We start from the raw sequence: 15595 nt of genomic DNA, 5'->3' as shown, positions 1-15595 counted from the left end.
CGGTTAATTCGTTTGACCCGGACCGTCCGCGAGGCGCTCAATACCCGGCATGGCCGACATCCAGGGCACCTACGACGACCTGTTCTCCGCCGTCCCCAACGGGCTGGCGGCGCTGCTGGACGAAGGGGACGTCGGTGGCTCGGTGGCCGTCTTCGTGGACGGTGAACCCGTGGTGGACGTGTGGGGCGGCTTCGCCGACGCCGGCCGGACCGTGCCGTGGACCCAGGACACGATCACCAACGTGTACTCCACGACCAAGACGATGACGGCCCTGAGCGCACTGATCCTCGCCGACCGCGGCCAACTCGACCTGGACGCCCAAGTCGCCCGCTACTGGCCGGAGTTCGCCGCCCAGGGCAAGGAGAAGGTGCTCGTACGGCACTTGCTCTCGCACACCGCGGGACTGCCCCACTGGGAGGGGCCGGTCGAGGAGCTGTACGACTGGCAGGCCGCCACCGCCCGGCTCGCCGCCCAGCCGCTCCTCTGGGAGCCCGGCACCGCCGCCGGATACCACTCGCTCACCCAGGGCTTCCTGGTCGGCGAGGTCCTGCGCCGGATCACCGGACGGACCGTCGGGGAGTTCCTCGCCGAGGAGGTGACGGGCCCGCTCGGCGCCGACTTCCACATCGGCCTCCCCGCCGCCCACGACCACCGCGTCGCCCTCACCGTCCCCCCGCCCGGCCGGGACGAGGACTACACCGCCGGCGCCGCCAGCCCCGGCCCCGACGCGACACCGGCCTCCGCCACCGCCCTGCGCGTCCGGGACGGCAACAGCGTGGCCTGGCGGCGCGCCCAGATCCCGGCCGCGAGCGGCTTCGGCAACGCCCGCTCCATCGCCCTCGTACAGTCCGCGCTCGCCTGCGGCGGAGCGGTCGGGGGCGTACGGCTGCTGTCGGCGGCGGGTGCCGCGCGGGCCACGGAGGAGCAGTTCAGCGGCGAGGACCGCGTGATCGGCATGACCCAGCGGTACGGCCTCGGCTACGGGCTCTTCGGCACCGGCTTCGGCTGGGGCGGCTGGGGCGGCTCGCTCGTCATGATCGACCCGGACGCCCGCATGGTGGTGGCGTACGCGACCGACCAGATGCGCGAACCCGCCCAGGACACCCGGGGGTTGGGCCTCGTCATGGCCGCCTACGACGGTCTCCAGGGCCTGCGTCGCTGACCGTTGTCGGTACCGGTGACCCCTGAAAACCCGGTGCGCCGACCGGGTCGGCTCCCTACACTCGCCATGACCAGGAACGATCACCAGGGACACGAATGAGGGGAGTACGGCCATGTGCGTGCGCACAGCTCTCGCCGTTCCCCGGACGTCGTACGACGTGATCCTGGTGTCCCCGCCCCTCCGGTGCCCGCTGCGCGGCCGGCACCGGACGCCCGTCACGCCTGTCTGAACGGCTCTCTCACCGCCGTGGCACGCCTTTCTGACGTGCCGTCATGTCGTAGTACGGGTCATCGCGCCGCCCTGTCACCACCGCACCGAAAGGCCACGGGCCGTGCGCACCAACCACCTCAACCCGCTCTCCGTCGTCCGCAATCTCGGCGTCCTCGCCCACGTCGACGCCGGCAAGACCACCGTCACCGAGCGGATCCTGTTCGCCACCGGGACCACCCACAAGCGCGGCGAGGTCCATGACGGCACGACCGTCACCGACTTCGACCCGCAGGAACGGGACCGCGGGATCACCATCTTCGCGGCCGCCGTCAGCTGCGCGTGGGACGGGCACCGCCTCAACCTGATCGACACCCCGGGCCATGTCGACTTCGCCGACGAGGTGGAGCGTTCGCTCAGGGTGCTCGACGGGGCGATCGCGGTGTTCGACGCGGTCGCGGGCGTGGAGCCGCAGAGCGAGTCGGTGTGGCGGCAGGCCGACCGGCACGGCGTGCCGAGGATCGCGTTCGTCAACAAGCTGGACCGCGCGGGCGCCGACCTCGACACGGCCGTGGAGTCGATCCGGCGGCGGCTGCACCCGGCCCCGCTGGTCGTGCAGCTGCCCATCGGCCGTGAGGACGGCTTCACCGGCGTCGTCGATCTCGTCGGGATGCGGGCGCTGACCTGGACCGACGGCGGCCCGGTCGAGGAAGGGCCGGTGCCGGGCGCCCTGCGCGAGGAGGCGCTCGGCCGGCGCCGGCTCCTGGAGGAGGCCGTCGCCGAACGGCACCCCGCCGCGCTGGAGGAGTTCTGCGACCGCGAGACCCTCTCCGCGGACACCCTCACCGCCGCGCTGCGGGACCTCACCCGCAGCGGCGACGGTGTGGTCGTCCTGTGCGGCTCGGCCTACCGCGACCGCGGGATCGAGCCGCTGCTGGACGCGGTGGTGGCGTACCTGCCGTCACCGCTGGACGTGCCCGCCGTACGCGGTGAGCAGGGCGAGGAGCGGCCCTGCGACCCGGCGGCGCCCCTCGCGGCACTGGCGTTCAAGGTGAACGCCGGGCCGACGGGACGGCTGACCTACGTCCGCGTGTACTCGGGAACGATCGAGAAGGGAGCCACCGTGTGGGACGCGGGCGCGCGGCGCACCGAGCGCGTCGGACGGATCCTGCGGGTCCGGGCCGACCGGCACGCCCCGCTGGAATGGGCGGTCGCCGGCGACATCGTCGCTCTCGTCGGGCTGAAGTCGGCCCGCGCGGGCTCGACGCTGTGCGCGCCGGACGCCCCGCTGGTACTGGAACCGCCGAGCGCGGCCGAACCGGTCGTGTCCGTGGCGGTCGAGCCCCGACGGTCCGTCGACACCGACCGGTTGGCCTCGGCGCTCGCCCGGCTGGCCGAGGAGGACCCCTCGCTCGTCGTCCGCACCGACGCCGAGACCGGCCAGACACTGCTGTCCGGCATGGGGGAACTGCATCTGGAGGTGGCGGTGGAGAAGGTACGGCGTGAGCACGGGCTCGGCCTCAACGTCGGCCGTCCGAGGGTCAGTTACCGCGAGACGGTCGGGCGCGGGGTGTCCGGGCTGGTCTTCCGGCACGTCAAACAGGACGGCGGGGCAGGGCAGTTCGCGCACGTCGTGCTCGACGTCGAACCGGCCGAGGAGGGCTTCGAGTTCCGCTCGGCGGTCGTCGGCGGGCGCGTTCCGCAGGAGTACGTCCGCGCGGTCGAGGCCGGCTGCCGGGACGCCCTCGCCGAGGGACCCCTCGGCGGGCACCCGGTGACCGGGCTGCGGGTCACCCTCACCGACGGGGCGACCCATGTGAAGGACTCCTCGGACACGGCCTTCCGCACGGCGGGCCGGTTCGGCCTCCGGGAGGCCCTGCGGGCCTGCGCGATGGTCCTTCTCGAACCGGTCGTCGAGGTCACGGTCACCGTGCCCGAGGACGCGGTCGGGGCGGTCCTCGGCGACCTCGCCGCGCGCCGCGGCCGGGTCTCGGGCTCGGTCGCGCGCGGTGGCTCGGCGGTCGTCACGGCAACCGTGCCGCTGGCCGAACTCTTCGGCTACGCGACGAGGTTGCGCAGCCGGTCGCAGGGCCGCGGCACGTTCACGGCCAGACCGACGGGGTATGCGCCGGCGCCGGCCGGGGTCGCGGTTCGGCGGTAGCGAACGAGTGGCCCTCCCTTACCCGGGAGGGCCACCTCTGACCTCCGGACCGGCTCAGCAGTCCCGGAACTCCGGCGACTGGTTCAGCACCTGCGAGCGCACCGACGTGAAGCGGGCGTAGGTGTCGCCGTCCACCGACTCCGGGCGGAACGCCGCCACCCGGTGGCAGTTCTGGAAGGCCAGGGCCACGCCGAAGTGGCGTTCCAGGCTGCCGCGGATGGCGTCACTGGCGAGGGCGCGCAGGAGCTGGCCACGCTCCTGCTCGGACGGGGGAGGGGTCTGGTTGTCGGCGAACTCGGCGATCCCGCCCTTGAGTCGGGTGGCGAGGTCGGCGATCAGGTCGTAGGCGTAGGGGAGGGAGGTGCGGACGGTGTCCACGAAGTCCTCCTCCCGGAGGGTGCCCTGCTCGGCTTCGGCGAGGAGCTTCGGGGAGACGTCGAGAGACATGCGCTGCGGTTCCGTTCTGTTGGGGGAGGGGTCAGGCAAGGGGGGCCGGGCCCGGTGTGAACTCCGGGTCCACCTGGGCCGTCAGGTCGAGGCCGGTCGCCGCGTTGGCCCAGGAGCGGGCGTTGCGGAGGTGGAACTCGACCGCGTGCGCGTGGAGGGCGGCCCAGTCGCGGGGGTGGGTGTCGACCGTGTCGCGCAGGACCGACAGGGCGTGCCGGTTCTCGGGTTCCAGTGACTCCGACTCGCCCTCCGCGCGGCCCTGTTCGGCCGCCCGCACCCAGGGCGACTGGACCAGGTGGGTCAACAGGTCGTCACCGACGTGCTCCTTGAGGAAGAGCAGGTCGTCCTCGCCGGTCACCTTGTTGCCGACCACGGCGATCCGGATCCCGAACTCCCGTGCGTGGTCCCGGTACTGGCGGTACACCGAGACACCCTTACGGGTGGGTTCGGCGACCAGGAAGGTCACGTCGAAGCGGGTGAAGAGGCCGGAGGCGAAGGCGTCCGCGCCCGCCGTCATGTCGACGACGACGTACTCGCCGGGGCCGTCGACCAGGTGGTTGAGGTAGAGTTCCACCCCGCCCAGCTTGGAGTGGTAGCAGGCCACCCCCAGGTCGCTCTCGTCGAACTCGCCCGTCACCATCAGCGGGACGTCACCCACCCGCCGGACATGGCGGGCGTGCAGTTCGTCGTCGCCCAGCAGGCGCAGCAGACGTGAGCCACGGCCCGGCGGTGTCGTCTTGATCATCGCCTCGCGGGAGGCGATACGCGGATTGGTGCCGCGCAGCAGGTCCTTGATGTCGGCCACGTGTGCGCCCAGGGGAGGGGCGCCCAGGGAGGCCGGGTCGCCGTCGTGGCCGAGTGCCTCGGCGAGGTGCTGGTTGATGTCGCCGTCCACGGCCAGCACCGGTGCGCCGGACCGGGCCAGGTGACGGGAGAAGAGCGCCGACAGGGTGGTCTTGCCGCTGCCGCCCTTGCCGACGAACGCGATGCGCACTACCGCTCCATCTTTTTGAAAATGGATGTCATGTTGCTAGGTTCTATGGCGTCCGTTCGATCACTGTCAAATCGCCCCGCGATCAAGGTGAAAGGCTTAATGCATATGATGTGCAAGTGCGTGACTACAGCATCAGGGCCGCGGGCCCGGACGACCTCGACGGTGCGCGAGCCGTGATGCTCGACACCGTCTACCGCGACTTCGGAACCGGATACGTGCCCCGCTGGCACGGCGACATCGTCGACCCGGCCGCCGCCTACCTGGCCCCCGCCCGCCACACCCTCCTCGTCGCCCTCGACCCGGACGACCGCCGGACCGTCGTGGCCACCGCCGCCCTCGACTCCCGCGGCCCCGCCCACCCGCCGAACCCGCGCGAACTCGCCGAGCGCTACCCCTCGGGCGAGACCGCGCAGTTGCGCCGGATCTACGTCCGCCCCGAGCACCGCAGGCGCGGCCTCGCCCGGCGCATGGTCGGCGAACTGCTCGCCTTCGCGGCCGCCGACGGCGGCTACCGCTCCGTCTACCTGCACACCGACCCGGCCGTCCCCGGCGCCGAACCCTTCTGGCGCTCCCTCGGCAAGGTCGTCCACGACGAGCGCGAGACCACGGACGGCGTCAGCGACGTCGTCCACTTCGAGATACCGATGGGGCGATAGAACCACCATGCGACGCCGACACCTGCTGGGCTCCCTGCTGCTCGCCCCCGCCCTCACCGCCTGCTTCGCTTCCGCGGGCGGCGACTCCTCCGACCAGGGAGGCGACGGCTCACGCCTGCGCGTCGCCCTGGCCTTCCCGCCCGCCGAGAACCTCTCGCCGTACGGCGCGGACGCCACCCTCCTCAGCCGCCTCGGCGTCACCGAGGGCCTGACCGCCCTCGACGCCAACGGCGCCGCCGCCCCCGCGCTCGCCGAGTCCTGGCGCCGCGAGAACGACCGCAGTTGGCTGTTCACCCTGCGCGAGGCCACCTTCCAGGACGGCTCCGAGGTCACCCCGGCCGCCGTCGCCGCCGCCCTCACCCACGCCACCGAGGCCAGGCCCGCCCCGGCCGCGCTCGCGGGCGTGACGCTGAAAGCAGAGGCGGCGGGGGACGCCGTACGCGTCACCACGAGGACGGCCGACCCCGTGCTGCCGCTGCGGCTGTCCAGCCCCAACCTCGCCGTGTTCGCCCCCAAGGCCTACACCGCGGCGGACGTCGACCCGGTCGGCACCGCCACCGGACCCTTCGAACTGACCAAGGTCACCGGCTCCTCCTCCGCCGCCCTCGACCGCTTCGACGACTACTGGGGCGGCCGCGCCCAGGCCTCCGGCGTCGACGCCCGCTTCGTCGCCGACGGCACCGCCCGCGCCAACGCCCTGCGCACCGGCCAGGTCGACATCGCCGAGGCCATCCCCGTCGCCCAGGCCGCCGCCCTCGACAGGGCCACCCTCAGAAAGACCGCGACCACCCGCACCACCAGCCTCCAACTCAACACGGAGTCGGGCCCGTTCAAGGATCCGAAGCTGCGCGCCGCCGCCCGCGAGGCCGTCGACGGCTCCGCACTCGTCAAGGGCGTCTTCGAGGGGTACGCCGATCCCGGCGCCGGCATCTACGGACCGGCCGTGACCTGGGCCGAGGGCAAGCGCGTCCGGCCCACCGGACGGGCCGCCGCCGCGCGCCCGAACGGCACCGCGATCACCCTCGCCACCTACGACAACCGCCCCGAACTCCCCGAGGTCGCCCAGGTCCTCCAACAGCAGCTCCAGAAAGCCGGGTTCAAGGTCACCCTTCAGGTGCGCGAGTACTCGCGGCTCGAAAGCGACGCGCTCGACGGGAAGTTCGACGCGTTCGTCGGAGCCCGCAACAGCCTCGTCGACACCGGTGACCCGGTCGGCGTCCTCGCGAGCGACTACACCTGCGACGGCGGCTACAACCTCGCCCAGCTGTGCGACAAGGAGGTCGACAAGGCGGTCGCCGACGCCGACCTCGTGTCCGACACCGGTGAACGCCAGGACGCGGCCCTGCGCGCCGAGGCGGCGATCCTCGGCACCGACGCCGTGGTACCGCTGGCCCACCAGAGCATCATCGTCGGCGTCGGCACCGACGTGCGGGGGGTGCGCCTGGACCCGTACGAGCGCACCCTGGTCGGCACCGGAACGCGACGCTGATCCATGCGGCACCGCGTCGCCACCCTCCTGTGGCGGGCCCTGCTCGCGGCGGTCCTCGTGTGCGGGATCGGCCTGCTGCCGTGGCTGTCCCGCACCGACCCGGCCCTCACCGTGCTCAAGGCCCGCTCGGCGGACCGGGACCCCGACCCGCGCACCCTGGCCGACATCAGAGAGCAACTCGGCCTGGACCAGGGCCCCTTGCACCTGCTCGGCCAGTGGCTCGGCGGACTGCCCCACGGGGACGCGGGACGGTCGTGGCTGAACGGCACGGAGGTCACCCCGGCCGTCGTCCAGGCGCTCGGGGTGTCCCTGCTGCTGGTGACGGCGGCACTCGTGGTGGCCGCGGGCACCGCCGCCCTGGTGTGCGCCCGCACCCTAGGCCTCGGCGCGCGGCGGCGCCTGGACGGGCGGCGGGCCGGCGGCGGCGCCTCGGCGATGCTCGCCGCGCTCCCCGAGTTCCTCACCGCCTCCGTGCTCGCCACCGTCGTCGGCGTTCAGCTCGGCTGGCTGCCCGCCCTCGGCTGGTACGGCCCCCGGTGGACGATCCTGCCCGCCCTCGCCCTGGGCCTGCCCGCCGGGGCGGTGCTCGGCCGCCTCCTCGACGACCTGCTGCCCGGCGCCTTCGCCGAACCCTGGGCCCTGGCCGCCGAGGCGCGCGGGCTGCGCGGCCGTACCGTCGCGGCCCAGGCGGTCCGCCGCTGCGTGCCCGCCCTGCTGCCCAACCTCGGCCTGTTCGTCGTCGGCCTCACCGCCGGATCCGTCGCCGTCGAGCAGATCTACGACATCCCCGGCCTCGGCCGCACCACCCTCCAGGCCGCCCTCGCCCAGGACCTGCCCGTCCTCCAGGCCGGCACCCTCGCCCTGCTGCTCCTCGCGGCCACCGCCACCGGCCTCGCCGCACTCGCCGTCCGCCTCGTCACCGGCCCGGCGCTGCGCGACGGCGCCCTGGACTCGCTGCACCGGCCGCGCCCGTCCGCCCGCAGCACCCTGCCGTTCGTGTACGGCGGCCTCCTGACGGCCGTCGTCACGCTCGGCCTGCTCCGCGACCCGCTCGCCCTCGACACCGGCGCCCGACTCCAACCCCCCTCCTGGGCCCACCCGTTCGGCACCGACGCGCTCGGCCGGGACCTGCTCGCCCGGGTCGGACACGGCGCCCTCGACACCCTGCTCGTCGCCCTGGCCGTCAGCGTCGCCGCACTGGTCGTCGGCGTGCTGCTCGGGCTGCTGCCCCGGTTGTCCGGGCCGCTCGTCGACACCGTCAACGCCGTACCGCCGGTGCTCGCCGCCCTGCTCGTCACCGCCGTCGCCGGGAGCGGGGCCGCCACGCCCGCCGTCGCCGTGGCCGCCGTCTCCTGGGCGGCGCTCGCCGCGCACACCTCGTCCCTGCTCCGCCAGGAACGCGCCACCCCGCATCTCGCCGCCACCCGCGGCCTGGGCGCGAGCCGCTGGTACCTCCTGCGCCACGAACTGCTGCCCGCGGTCCTACCGCCCGTCACCCGGCACGCCCTGCTGCGCCTGCCCGGTGTCGCCCTCGCCCTCGCCTCCCTCGGCTTCCTCGGCCTCGGCACCCAACCGCCGTCCCCGGAGTGGGGGTTGCTCCTCGCCGAGAACCAGCCCTACGCCGAACGCGCCCCCTGGGCCGTCCTCGCCCCGGCCGCCGCGCTGGCCCTGCTGGGAGCGCTCGCGGTGAGCGCGGCGGGCGGGGTGCGGTGGCCCGGACGACGCGTGCCGCGCCCCCGTACCGCGCTCTCGGGCTCCGAACAGCCTCTACGTGCAAGGGAGTTGGTGGAGACCGGATGACGTCCACGTCGACCACCTGGGGCGGGCCGTCGGAATGGCGGGCCGGCTGGTCGGGTTCGTGCTCGGGCTCAGGACCTTCAGCCAGCAGGGGCTGTTCGTGATCGGCGGGGCGCTCGCCGGCCGGTACGGGATCTTGCCCGTCGTCCTCACCGGATGCGCGCTGCCGATCGGCGGGTTCGGGTGGTCATAGGGCGGGGTTCGCCGGTCATGCGGGACTGCTCGGGCCTCGACCCGTCGCAGCCGCGTCGACTGCAACTCCTCAGGGGCGCGGGGAACTGCGCGACCAACCCCCACGCACCCGCACCCGCTCCACGACCTCACCCGGCACCCCCCATGCCCACCCCGGCGATAAGGTCCCCCCATGGAGACTCAGGACATCCACGTGGAGATCGTTCAGGAGGCGGGGCAGGAGCTCGTCGACGCCTTCGCGCGGATGCTGCCCCAGCTGTCCTCGACCGCCGAGGCGCTCGACCTCGCCGCGCTCGACCGGATCCTGGCAAGTGACGCCATCACCATGCTGATCGCGCGGGCGTCCGGCGGCACGGTCGTCGGTACCCTCACCCTCGTCATGTTCCCGGCGCCCGCCGGTCTGCGGGCCCGTATCGAGGACGTGATCGTCGATCACGCCGCCCGCGGTCAGGGTGTCGCGGGACTGCTGATCAGGGAGGCCATCCGGCTCGCCCGGGAGGCCGGGGCCCGGACCGTCGACCTCACCTCGCGCCCCGACCGGGCGGCGGCCAACCGGCTGTACGAACGCCAGGGATTCCGACAGCGGGAGTCGACGGTGTACCGGGTTCCCCTGAAGGGCTGAGCCCCCTTCAAGCCCCTCTACAGGCCCTCTTCAGGCCCTCTTCAAGCTCCGTTCGAAGCAGAGCCCCGCTTCAGGAAGCCACGACCTGCCGCCGCGCCGGCACCAGCTCCAGCAGCTCCTCCACCGCCGCCTGGTCCGCCCGGTGCGTGCGCCACAGCCACAGCACGTCCCGGCCGAACGACCAGAGCAGGGTCCCGAGGGCCAGCGCCACCACCCCGAAGGTCGCCGCGAACGGCAGGTACCCGGACGCGGCCACCAGCAGCAGGATCCCCTGGAGCGCGGCCACCGTCTTGCGGGCCATGCTCGGCGGCAGCGGGGCGTTCAGCCAGTTCCAGACGCGGGCCGCCGCCACGAAGCCGTAGCGCATGCCGCCGATCAGCAGCACCCACGGACCCTGCGACATCGACACGTACACGCTGAGCACCAGGATCAGGAACGCGTCGACCTCCATGTCGAACCGCGCGCCCAGCGGGGTCGAGGTGCCCGTCGCCCGGGCCACCTTGCCGTCGACACCGTCGAGGATCAGCGCCACCGCCGTCAGGCCGACGAAGAGCGTGACCGGCGGGGAGTCCTGGAAGGAGTCCGCGACCAGGGCCGTCACCCCGCCGACCAGGGTGGCCCGGCCGAGCGTGACCCGGTTGGCCGGACCGAAGGAGCGCGGCCGGGTGCGGTGCAGCGCCCTGGAGAGCACGGCCCAGGTGGCGACGGCGAAGGCGAGGCCGGTCAGCCAGCCCGCCGGCCCCATGCCGATCGCCGTGCCGAGCAGAGCCAGCAACAGGATCTGAACGCCCGCTCCGACAGCGGTCTCCTGCTGGACCAGCCTTGCTTCGTAAGTGTTGTTCAGGGCCACCGCTGATTCCTCCGGCCAGATGACAGAGTCGATCAAGGCCGCGTACTGTGCGCGGCCTGTGCACACCTCGGTTACGTGACGAGGTACGTGCACGGGTTCCCGATCGTTCAGGAGGGTTTCGATGAAGGCCGCCGCACGTGCGTTCTGGCTCCGCACTCCGGGGGAGGGCGAGCTGCGGGAGGTCACGCTTCCCACCCCCGGCGAGGACGAGGTGCTGGTCCGCTCGCTCTACTCGGGAGTCAGCAGGGGCACGGAGACACTCGTGTTCCGCGGCCAGGTGCCCGAGAGCCAGCACGCGGCCATGCGGGCACCCTTCCAGGAGGGCGACTTCCCCGGACCGGTGAAGTACGGCTACCTCAGCGTCGGCGTGGTGGAGGAGGGCCCCTCCGCGCTGAAGGGCAGGACCGTCTTCTGTCTGCACCCGCATCAGACGCGGTACGTAGTGCCCGCGAGCGCCGTGACGGTCGTACCGGACGACGTGCCGCCCGCACGGGCCGTCCTCGCCGGCACGGTCGAGACCGCCGTGAACGCCCTGTGGGACGCGGCCCCGCTGATCGGCGACCGGATCGCGGTGGTCGGCGGCGGCATGGTCGGCAGCTCGGTCGCCGCCCTTCTCGCCCGCTTCCCGGGCGTCCGTGTCCAGCTGGTGGACTCCGACCCGGCCCGCGCCGAGACCGCCGACGCCCTCGGTGTCGGTTTCGCGTCGCCCGCGGACGCCCTCGGCGACTGCGACCTCGTCGTCCACGCCAGCGCCACCGAACAGGGCCTCGCCCGTGCACTGGAACTCCTCAGGCCCGAGGGCACGGTCGTCGAGCTGAGCTGGTACGGCGACCGCCGCGTCGGCCTGCCGCTCGGCGAGGCCTTCCACTCCCGGCGGCTGACCGTGCGCAGCAGCCAGGTCGGCACCGTCTCCCCGGCGCGCGCCCACCGCGGTTACGACGGCCGGCTGGCCCTCGCGCTGGAACTGCTCGCCGATCCCAGGCTTGACGCCCTCATCACCGGGGAAAGCGCGTTCGAAGAACTTCCGGAGGTGATGCCCCTGCTGGCCAGTGGGGAGATTCCGGCCCTCTGTCACCTCGTGAGGTACGGCAAGACCGCCTGACCTGAGAAAAGAGTGAGATCCGGCTGAACAAGGGGACACAGGGAGCCGTACTACACGGCATCCCCCGGCAGGGATCAGCCGGAGGACCAGACGCGCCGCACCTGGAGGGTCGTCCGTTGTTCAGCATCACCGTCCGCGATCACATCATGATCGCCCACAGCTTCCGCGGCGAGGTCTTCGGCCCCGCGCAGCGACTGCACGGAGCGACGTTCCTGGTGGACGCCACGTTCCGGCGCGAACAGCTGGACGACGACAACATCGTCGTCGACATCGGCCTGGCCACCCAGGAACTCGGTGCCGTGGTCAGCGAGCTGAACTACAGAAACCTCGACAACGAACCGGACTTCGCCGGAGTCAACACCTCCACGGAGTTCCTGGCGAAGGTCATCGCGGACCGGCTCGCCGAGCGTATCGAGAAGGGCGCTCTCGGTGAGGGCGCCAAGGGTCTCGCGGGACTGACCGTCACCCTGCACGAGTCGCATGTCGCCTGGGCGAGTTACGAGCGTGCCCTGTGACCGACCTGACCACCGGACGGGCGGCCACGCTGGACTACGTGCCCGTGCAGCACGCCGCCCTGAAGAAGGCCGAGATCATCCCGATGTCCCTGCGTTCCGTGCACTTCGTGATGCCCGGCGGCGTGGACGACCCGACCGCGCCGAGCGGCGGCAACGCCTACGACCGGCGGGTCTGCCTGGACCTGCCCGGCTTCGGCTGGCAGGTCGAGCGGCACGCGGTGGCCGGCAGCTGGCCCCGCCCGGCCGAGGCGGCCCGCGCCGAACTGGCCCAGACCCTGCGGGCCCTGCCCGACGGCACCGTCGTCCTCGTCGACGGCCTGGTCGCCTGCGGGGTCCCGGAGATCATCGTCCCGGAGGCGGAGCGGCTCGGCATCGTCGTCCTGGTGCACCTGCCGCTCGGCGACGAGACCGGCCTCGAACCCGGGCTCGCCCTCGAACTCGACGTCAAGGAGCGCGAGGTGCTGCGGGCCGTGCCCGCCGTCGTCGCCACCAGCGACTGGGCCGTACGGCGACTCGTCTCGCACCACGGCCTCGCCCCCGAGCGGGTCCACGTGGCCACCCCGGGCGCCGACATCGCCCCCCTCGCCTCCGGCACCGACGGCGTGTCCCGGCTGCTGTGCGTGGCCGCGGTGACGCCCCGCAAGGGCCAGCACCGGCTGATCGAGGCCCTCGCCGGCGCCCAGGACCTGCCGTGGAGCTGTGTGTGCGTCGGCGGGATCACCCAGGACCCCGAGTACGTCGCCCACCTGCGGATGCTCATCAAGCGCTACGGCCTCCAGGACCGCCTGCACCTCGCGGGACCCAAGGCCGGGGCCGAGCTCGACGCCAGTTACGCGGCCGCCGACCTGATGGTCCTCACCTCCTACGCCGAGACCTACGGCATGGCGGTCACCGAGGCCCTCGCGCGCGGCATCCCGGTGCTGGCCACCGACGTCGGCGGAGTGGCCGAGGCGGTCGGCCGCGCCCCCGACGGCGGGGTGCCCGGCATCCTCGTCCCGCCGGAGGACCCCGCCGCCCTCGCCGCCGAACTGCGCGGCTGGTTCGGCGAGGCGGACGTACGACGCAGGCTCAAGGCGGCTGCCCGGGGCCGGCGGGCCGCCCTGGACGGCTGGGCGACCACGGCCCGCAGCCTGGCCGGAGTGCTCGGCCGACTGCCGAACGAACCCAGGAGGGCGGCATGAGGAAGACGGCGACCAAGGAGAGCGGCAAGATCCCGGCACAGCCGGGCCCGCGAGAGGTGACGTCCGTGAAGCCTGCTGTCCCGTCCGACACGGAAACGGTCATCCCCGGTGCCGGACCCAGTGTCCGTCCCGGTGAGCGGCCCACCGTACGGCTCAGGGACGCCGGTCCCGACGACGCCCCCCGGTACGCGCCCGAGTGGCTTGAGCTGCGGGAAGGCCCGGACGCGGCCGCCCGGTCCGGGGATCTGATCGACCCGCTGCGGATCCGGCTGGCCAACCTGCCGGGCAAGGCCGGTCTCGTCATCCACGACCTGGGCTGCGGCACCGGCTCCATGGGCCGCTGGCTCGCGCCCCGCCTGGACGGCCCCCAGCACTGGATCCTGCACGACCGGGACCCGTACCTGCTGCACTTCGCGGCCGTCGCCTCCCCGCGCTCCGCCGCCGACGGCAGCCGGGTCACCGTCGAGACCCGTCGCGGCGACGTCGGCCTGCTCACCCCGGACGCCCTCGCCGGCGCCTCCCTGGTGACAGCCTCCGCACTCCTCGACGTCCTGACCCGCGAGGAGATCGACACCCTCGCCGCGGCCTGCACCGGCGCCGGCTGCCCGGCCCTGCTCACGCTGTCCGTGGCCGGCCGCGTCGAACTCAGCCCGGCGGACCCGCTGGACGAGGAGATCGCCGACGCGTTCAACGCCCACCAGCGGCGCGGCGGACTGCTCGGTCCGGACGCCATCACCGTCGCCTGCGAGGCGTTCTCCGACCGGGGCGCGACCGTACGGCTGCACCCCAGCGCCTGGCGGCTGGGGCCCGCCGACTCCGCGCTCACCGTGCAGTGGCTGCGCGGCTGGGTGGGTGCCGCCGTCGAGGAGCGGCCCGAGCTGAAGGAACGCGCCGAGCGCTACCTCCAGGACCGGCTCGAAGCGTGCCGCGCGGGCGAGCTGAACGTCGTCGTGCACCACAGCGACCTGCTGGCACTGTCCCGGCCGACGGGCGGAGCGTCATGAGCGTGGAGACGGTGCGACCGGCCGGCGAACGGCACGCGACGAAGGCTGAGCTGCCGAGCCTGCCGGTGCGGCGCTCAGGGGGATCCGTCACGCCGGACACGGTGTCCCACCGCGCCCTCACCCTGCGCACCGAAGTGCTCCAGACCGGCAACGACGTGCTCACGGCCCGCGCCGACGCCCTGGTGGCCCGCGCCGAGATCCTCGAAGCGGCCGGGGAGTCCGCGGCCGACCTGCGTGCCGCCGCGGCCGTCTCCGCGGACCGCATCGGCGTGATCGTGACCGGAGCCCGGCCCCGCCCCGCGCGCGTCCCGCGTTGGCGCAGCGCTCTGCGTGCGGTCCTCGACTCCCGCGCCCTGCGCACCCACTTCGGCACGGTCGCCGGTGTCACCATCCTCGCCGTGCTGCTGTGGCGCCTGGGCACCGGCGTCTTCGTGGAGGGACTGCGCCGGATCGACACCCCGGCCCTCCTCGCGGCGCTCGCGATCGGCGTGGTGACCACCGTGTTCAGCGCCTGGCGCTGGCAGTTGGTGGCCCGCGGTCTGCGCATCCGGCTGCCGCTGGGCCCCGCCGTCGCCGACTACTACCGGGCCCTGTTCCTGAACGCGGCGCTGCCCGGCGGCGTCCTCGGCGACGTGCACCGCGCGGTACGGCACGGACAGAGCGCCGGGGACATGGGCCGCGGAGTGCGCGCGGTCGTCCTCGAACGGGCCGCGGGCCAGATCGCGTTGGCCCTCGTCGGCGGCGCCGTCCTGCTCACCATGCCGTCGCCGGTGCAGGCCGACGCCCTTCAGCTCGCCCCGGTCCTCGGCCTCGCCGGCCTGGGCGCGCTCGCCGTCGTCGCGGCCCTGCGCATGAACCGGGCCCCCTCCTCCCGCCGGGGCCGGGCCCTGCGCGCGACCCTCGCCGAGGCGCGCGAGGCACTGCTGTCCCGCCGCAACTGGCCCGGCGTCACGCTCTCCTCGGCCGCCGTGCTCGCCGGCCACCTCGGCATGTTCGTGCTCGCCGCCCGCATCGCGGGCTCCGGCGCCTCCGTCGCCGTCCTGCTGCCGCTGGCCGTGCTCGCCCTGCTCGCCATGGGACTGCCCCTGAACATCGGCGGGTTCGGCCCCCGGGAGGGCGTCACCGCCTGGGCGTTCGCCGCGACGGGCCTCGGCGCGGAGGCCGGGCTCGCGACCGCGATCGTCTACGGCGTCCTCAGCTTCGTGGCGAGCCTGCC

General features: G+C 73.6%; 13 protein-coding genes and 2 pseudogenes. 12 read left to right on the top strand and 3 right to left on the bottom strand.

The features are described from left to right. Positions 1–49: 49 nt before the first annotated feature. Together AQJ54_RS14980 and fusA are read left to right on the top strand one after the other, a co-directional pair. Positions 50–1162: a serine hydrolase domain-containing protein gene (locus AQJ54_RS14980; RefSeq protein WP_062237733.1), complete on the top strand. Its 1113-nt coding sequence runs from the start codon at positions 50–52 to the stop codon at positions 1160–1162. Positions 1163–1493: 331 nt separating this feature from the next. After that, positions 1494–3530 carry an elongation factor G gene (gene fusA, locus AQJ54_RS14975; protein WP_062237731.1) on the top strand — a complete coding sequence of 679 codons (2037 nt, stop codon included), beginning with the start codon at positions 1494–1496 and terminating at the stop codon, positions 3528–3530. 54 nt (positions 3531–3584) lie between these two features. Here the strand turns inward: fusA and AQJ54_RS14970 are convergent, their stop codons facing one another. Together AQJ54_RS14970 and AQJ54_RS14965 are read right to left on the bottom strand one after the other, a co-directional pair. Continuing rightward, a complete protein-coding gene (locus AQJ54_RS14970; RefSeq protein WP_062237729.1) occupies positions 3585–3977 on the bottom strand; it encodes an SCO5389 family protein in 393 nt (130 codons plus the stop codon). Positions 3978–4008: 31 nt separating this feature from the next. Further along, positions 4009–4971 (bottom strand): ATP-binding protein, encoded by a 963-nt coding sequence (locus AQJ54_RS14965; protein WP_062237727.1) that lies wholly within the window; start codon positions 4969–4971, stop codon positions 4009–4011. 116 nt (positions 4972–5087) lie between these two features. Here AQJ54_RS14965 and AQJ54_RS14960 point away from each other — a divergent pair, with 116 nt between their 5' ends. The 5 genes and pseudogenes from AQJ54_RS14960 (at position 5088) to AQJ54_RS14945 (ending at position 9727) form a co-directional block, all read left to right on the top strand. Continuing rightward, positions 5088–5627 (top strand): GNAT family N-acetyltransferase, encoded by a 540-nt coding sequence (locus AQJ54_RS14960; protein ID WP_062237725.1) that lies wholly within the window; start codon positions 5088–5090, stop codon positions 5625–5627. A 7-nt stretch (positions 5628–5634) separates the two neighbouring features. Continuing rightward, entirely contained in the window at positions 5635–7116 is a 1482-nt protein-coding gene (locus AQJ54_RS14955; protein WP_062237723.1) for an ABC transporter substrate-binding protein, read from the top strand. Between the two features lie 3 nt (positions 7117–7119). Next, complete coding sequence (locus AQJ54_RS14950; RefSeq protein ID WP_062237721.1) at positions 7120–8916, top strand: ABC transporter permease subunit; 1797 nt, start codon at positions 7120–7122, stop codon at positions 8914–8916. Between the two features lie 10 nt (positions 8917–8926). Then, positions 8927–9100: pseudogene (locus AQJ54_RS46700) on the top strand (MFS transporter); the annotation flags it as partial. A gap of 177 nt (positions 9101–9277) precedes the next feature. Next, positions 9278–9727, top strand: coding sequence for a GNAT family N-acetyltransferase (locus AQJ54_RS14945; protein ID WP_062028983.1), 450 nt, complete (start codon positions 9278–9280; stop codon positions 9725–9727). 70 nt (positions 9728–9797) lie between these two features. Here AQJ54_RS14945 and AQJ54_RS14940 read toward each other — a convergent pair whose 3' ends face one another. Continuing rightward, entirely contained in the window at positions 9798–10577 is a 780-nt protein-coding gene (locus tag AQJ54_RS14940; RefSeq protein ID WP_020135587.1) for a CDP-alcohol phosphatidyltransferase family protein, read from the bottom strand. A 121-nt stretch (positions 10578–10698) separates the two neighbouring features. On the opposite strand from AQJ54_RS14940, the gene AQJ54_RS14935 reads away from it, so the two are divergent. From AQJ54_RS14935 to AQJ54_RS46695, 5 genes and pseudogenes are all read left to right on the top strand, one after another. Further along, positions 10699–11679, top strand: coding sequence for a zinc-dependent alcohol dehydrogenase (locus AQJ54_RS14935; protein ID WP_062237719.1), 981 nt, complete (start codon positions 10699–10701; stop codon positions 11677–11679). 116 nt (positions 11680–11795) lie between these two features. After that, on the top strand, positions 11796–12194 hold the full coding sequence (locus tag AQJ54_RS14930; protein ID WP_020123858.1) for a 6-pyruvoyl trahydropterin synthase family protein: 399 nt from the start codon (positions 11796–11798) through the stop codon (positions 12192–12194). Further along, the gene (locus AQJ54_RS14925; protein ID WP_062028987.1) at positions 12191–13375 is read left to right on the top strand and encodes a glycosyltransferase family 4 protein; all 1185 of its coding nucleotides are present in this window, start codon (positions 12191–12193) and stop codon (positions 13373–13375) included. The genes AQJ54_RS14930 and AQJ54_RS14925 overlap by 4 nt, the downstream gene beginning before the upstream one ends. Beyond that, complete coding sequence (locus tag AQJ54_RS14920) at positions 13372–14379, top strand: class I SAM-dependent methyltransferase (protein ID WP_062028989.1); 1008 nt, start codon at positions 13372–13374, stop codon at positions 14377–14379. Before AQJ54_RS14925 ends, AQJ54_RS14920 begins: the two co-directional genes overlap by 4 nt. Next, positions 14376–15539, top strand: a pseudogene (locus AQJ54_RS46695) (lysylphosphatidylglycerol synthase transmembrane domain-containing protein); the annotation flags it as partial. The gene AQJ54_RS14920 and the pseudogene AQJ54_RS46695, both read left to right, overlap by 4 nt. Positions 15540–15595 lie beyond the last annotated feature (56 nt).

Origin of the sequence: Streptomyces griseorubiginosus (genome assembly GCF_001514195.1) — a bacterium.
In the GTDB taxonomy this organism is placed as follows: Bacteria; Actinomycetota; Actinomycetes; order Streptomycetales; family Streptomycetaceae; genus Streptomyces; species Streptomyces griseorubiginosus.
Note: the sequence above shows the minus strand (reverse complement) of the source record. Positions and strands in the feature narration are given on the sequence as shown.

Coding starts and splice junctions, on each gene's coding strand:
- AQJ54_RS14980 (WP_062237733.1), top strand. CDS start 50: ATGGCCGACATCCAGGGCACCTACGACGACCTGTTCTCCGCCGTCCCC.
- AQJ54_RS14970 (WP_062237729.1), bottom strand. CDS start 3,977: ATGTCTCTCGACGTCTCCCCGAAGCTCCTCGCCGAAGCCGAGCAGGGC.
- AQJ54_RS14955 (WP_062237723.1), top strand. CDS start 5,635: ATGCGACGCCGACACCTGCTGGGCTCCCTGCTGCTCGCCCCCGCCCTC.
- AQJ54_RS14950 (WP_062237721.1), top strand. CDS start 7,120: ATGCGGCACCGCGTCGCCACCCTCCTGTGGCGGGCCCTGCTCGCGGCG.
- AQJ54_RS14945 (WP_062028983.1), top strand. CDS start 9,278: ATGGAGACTCAGGACATCCACGTGGAGATCGTTCAGGAGGCGGGGCAG.
- AQJ54_RS14935 (WP_062237719.1), top strand. CDS start 10,699: ATGAAGGCCGCCGCACGTGCGTTCTGGCTCCGCACTCCGGGGGAGGGC.
- AQJ54_RS14920 (WP_062028989.1), top strand. CDS start 13,372: ATGAGGAAGACGGCGACCAAGGAGAGCGGCAAGATCCCGGCACAGCCG.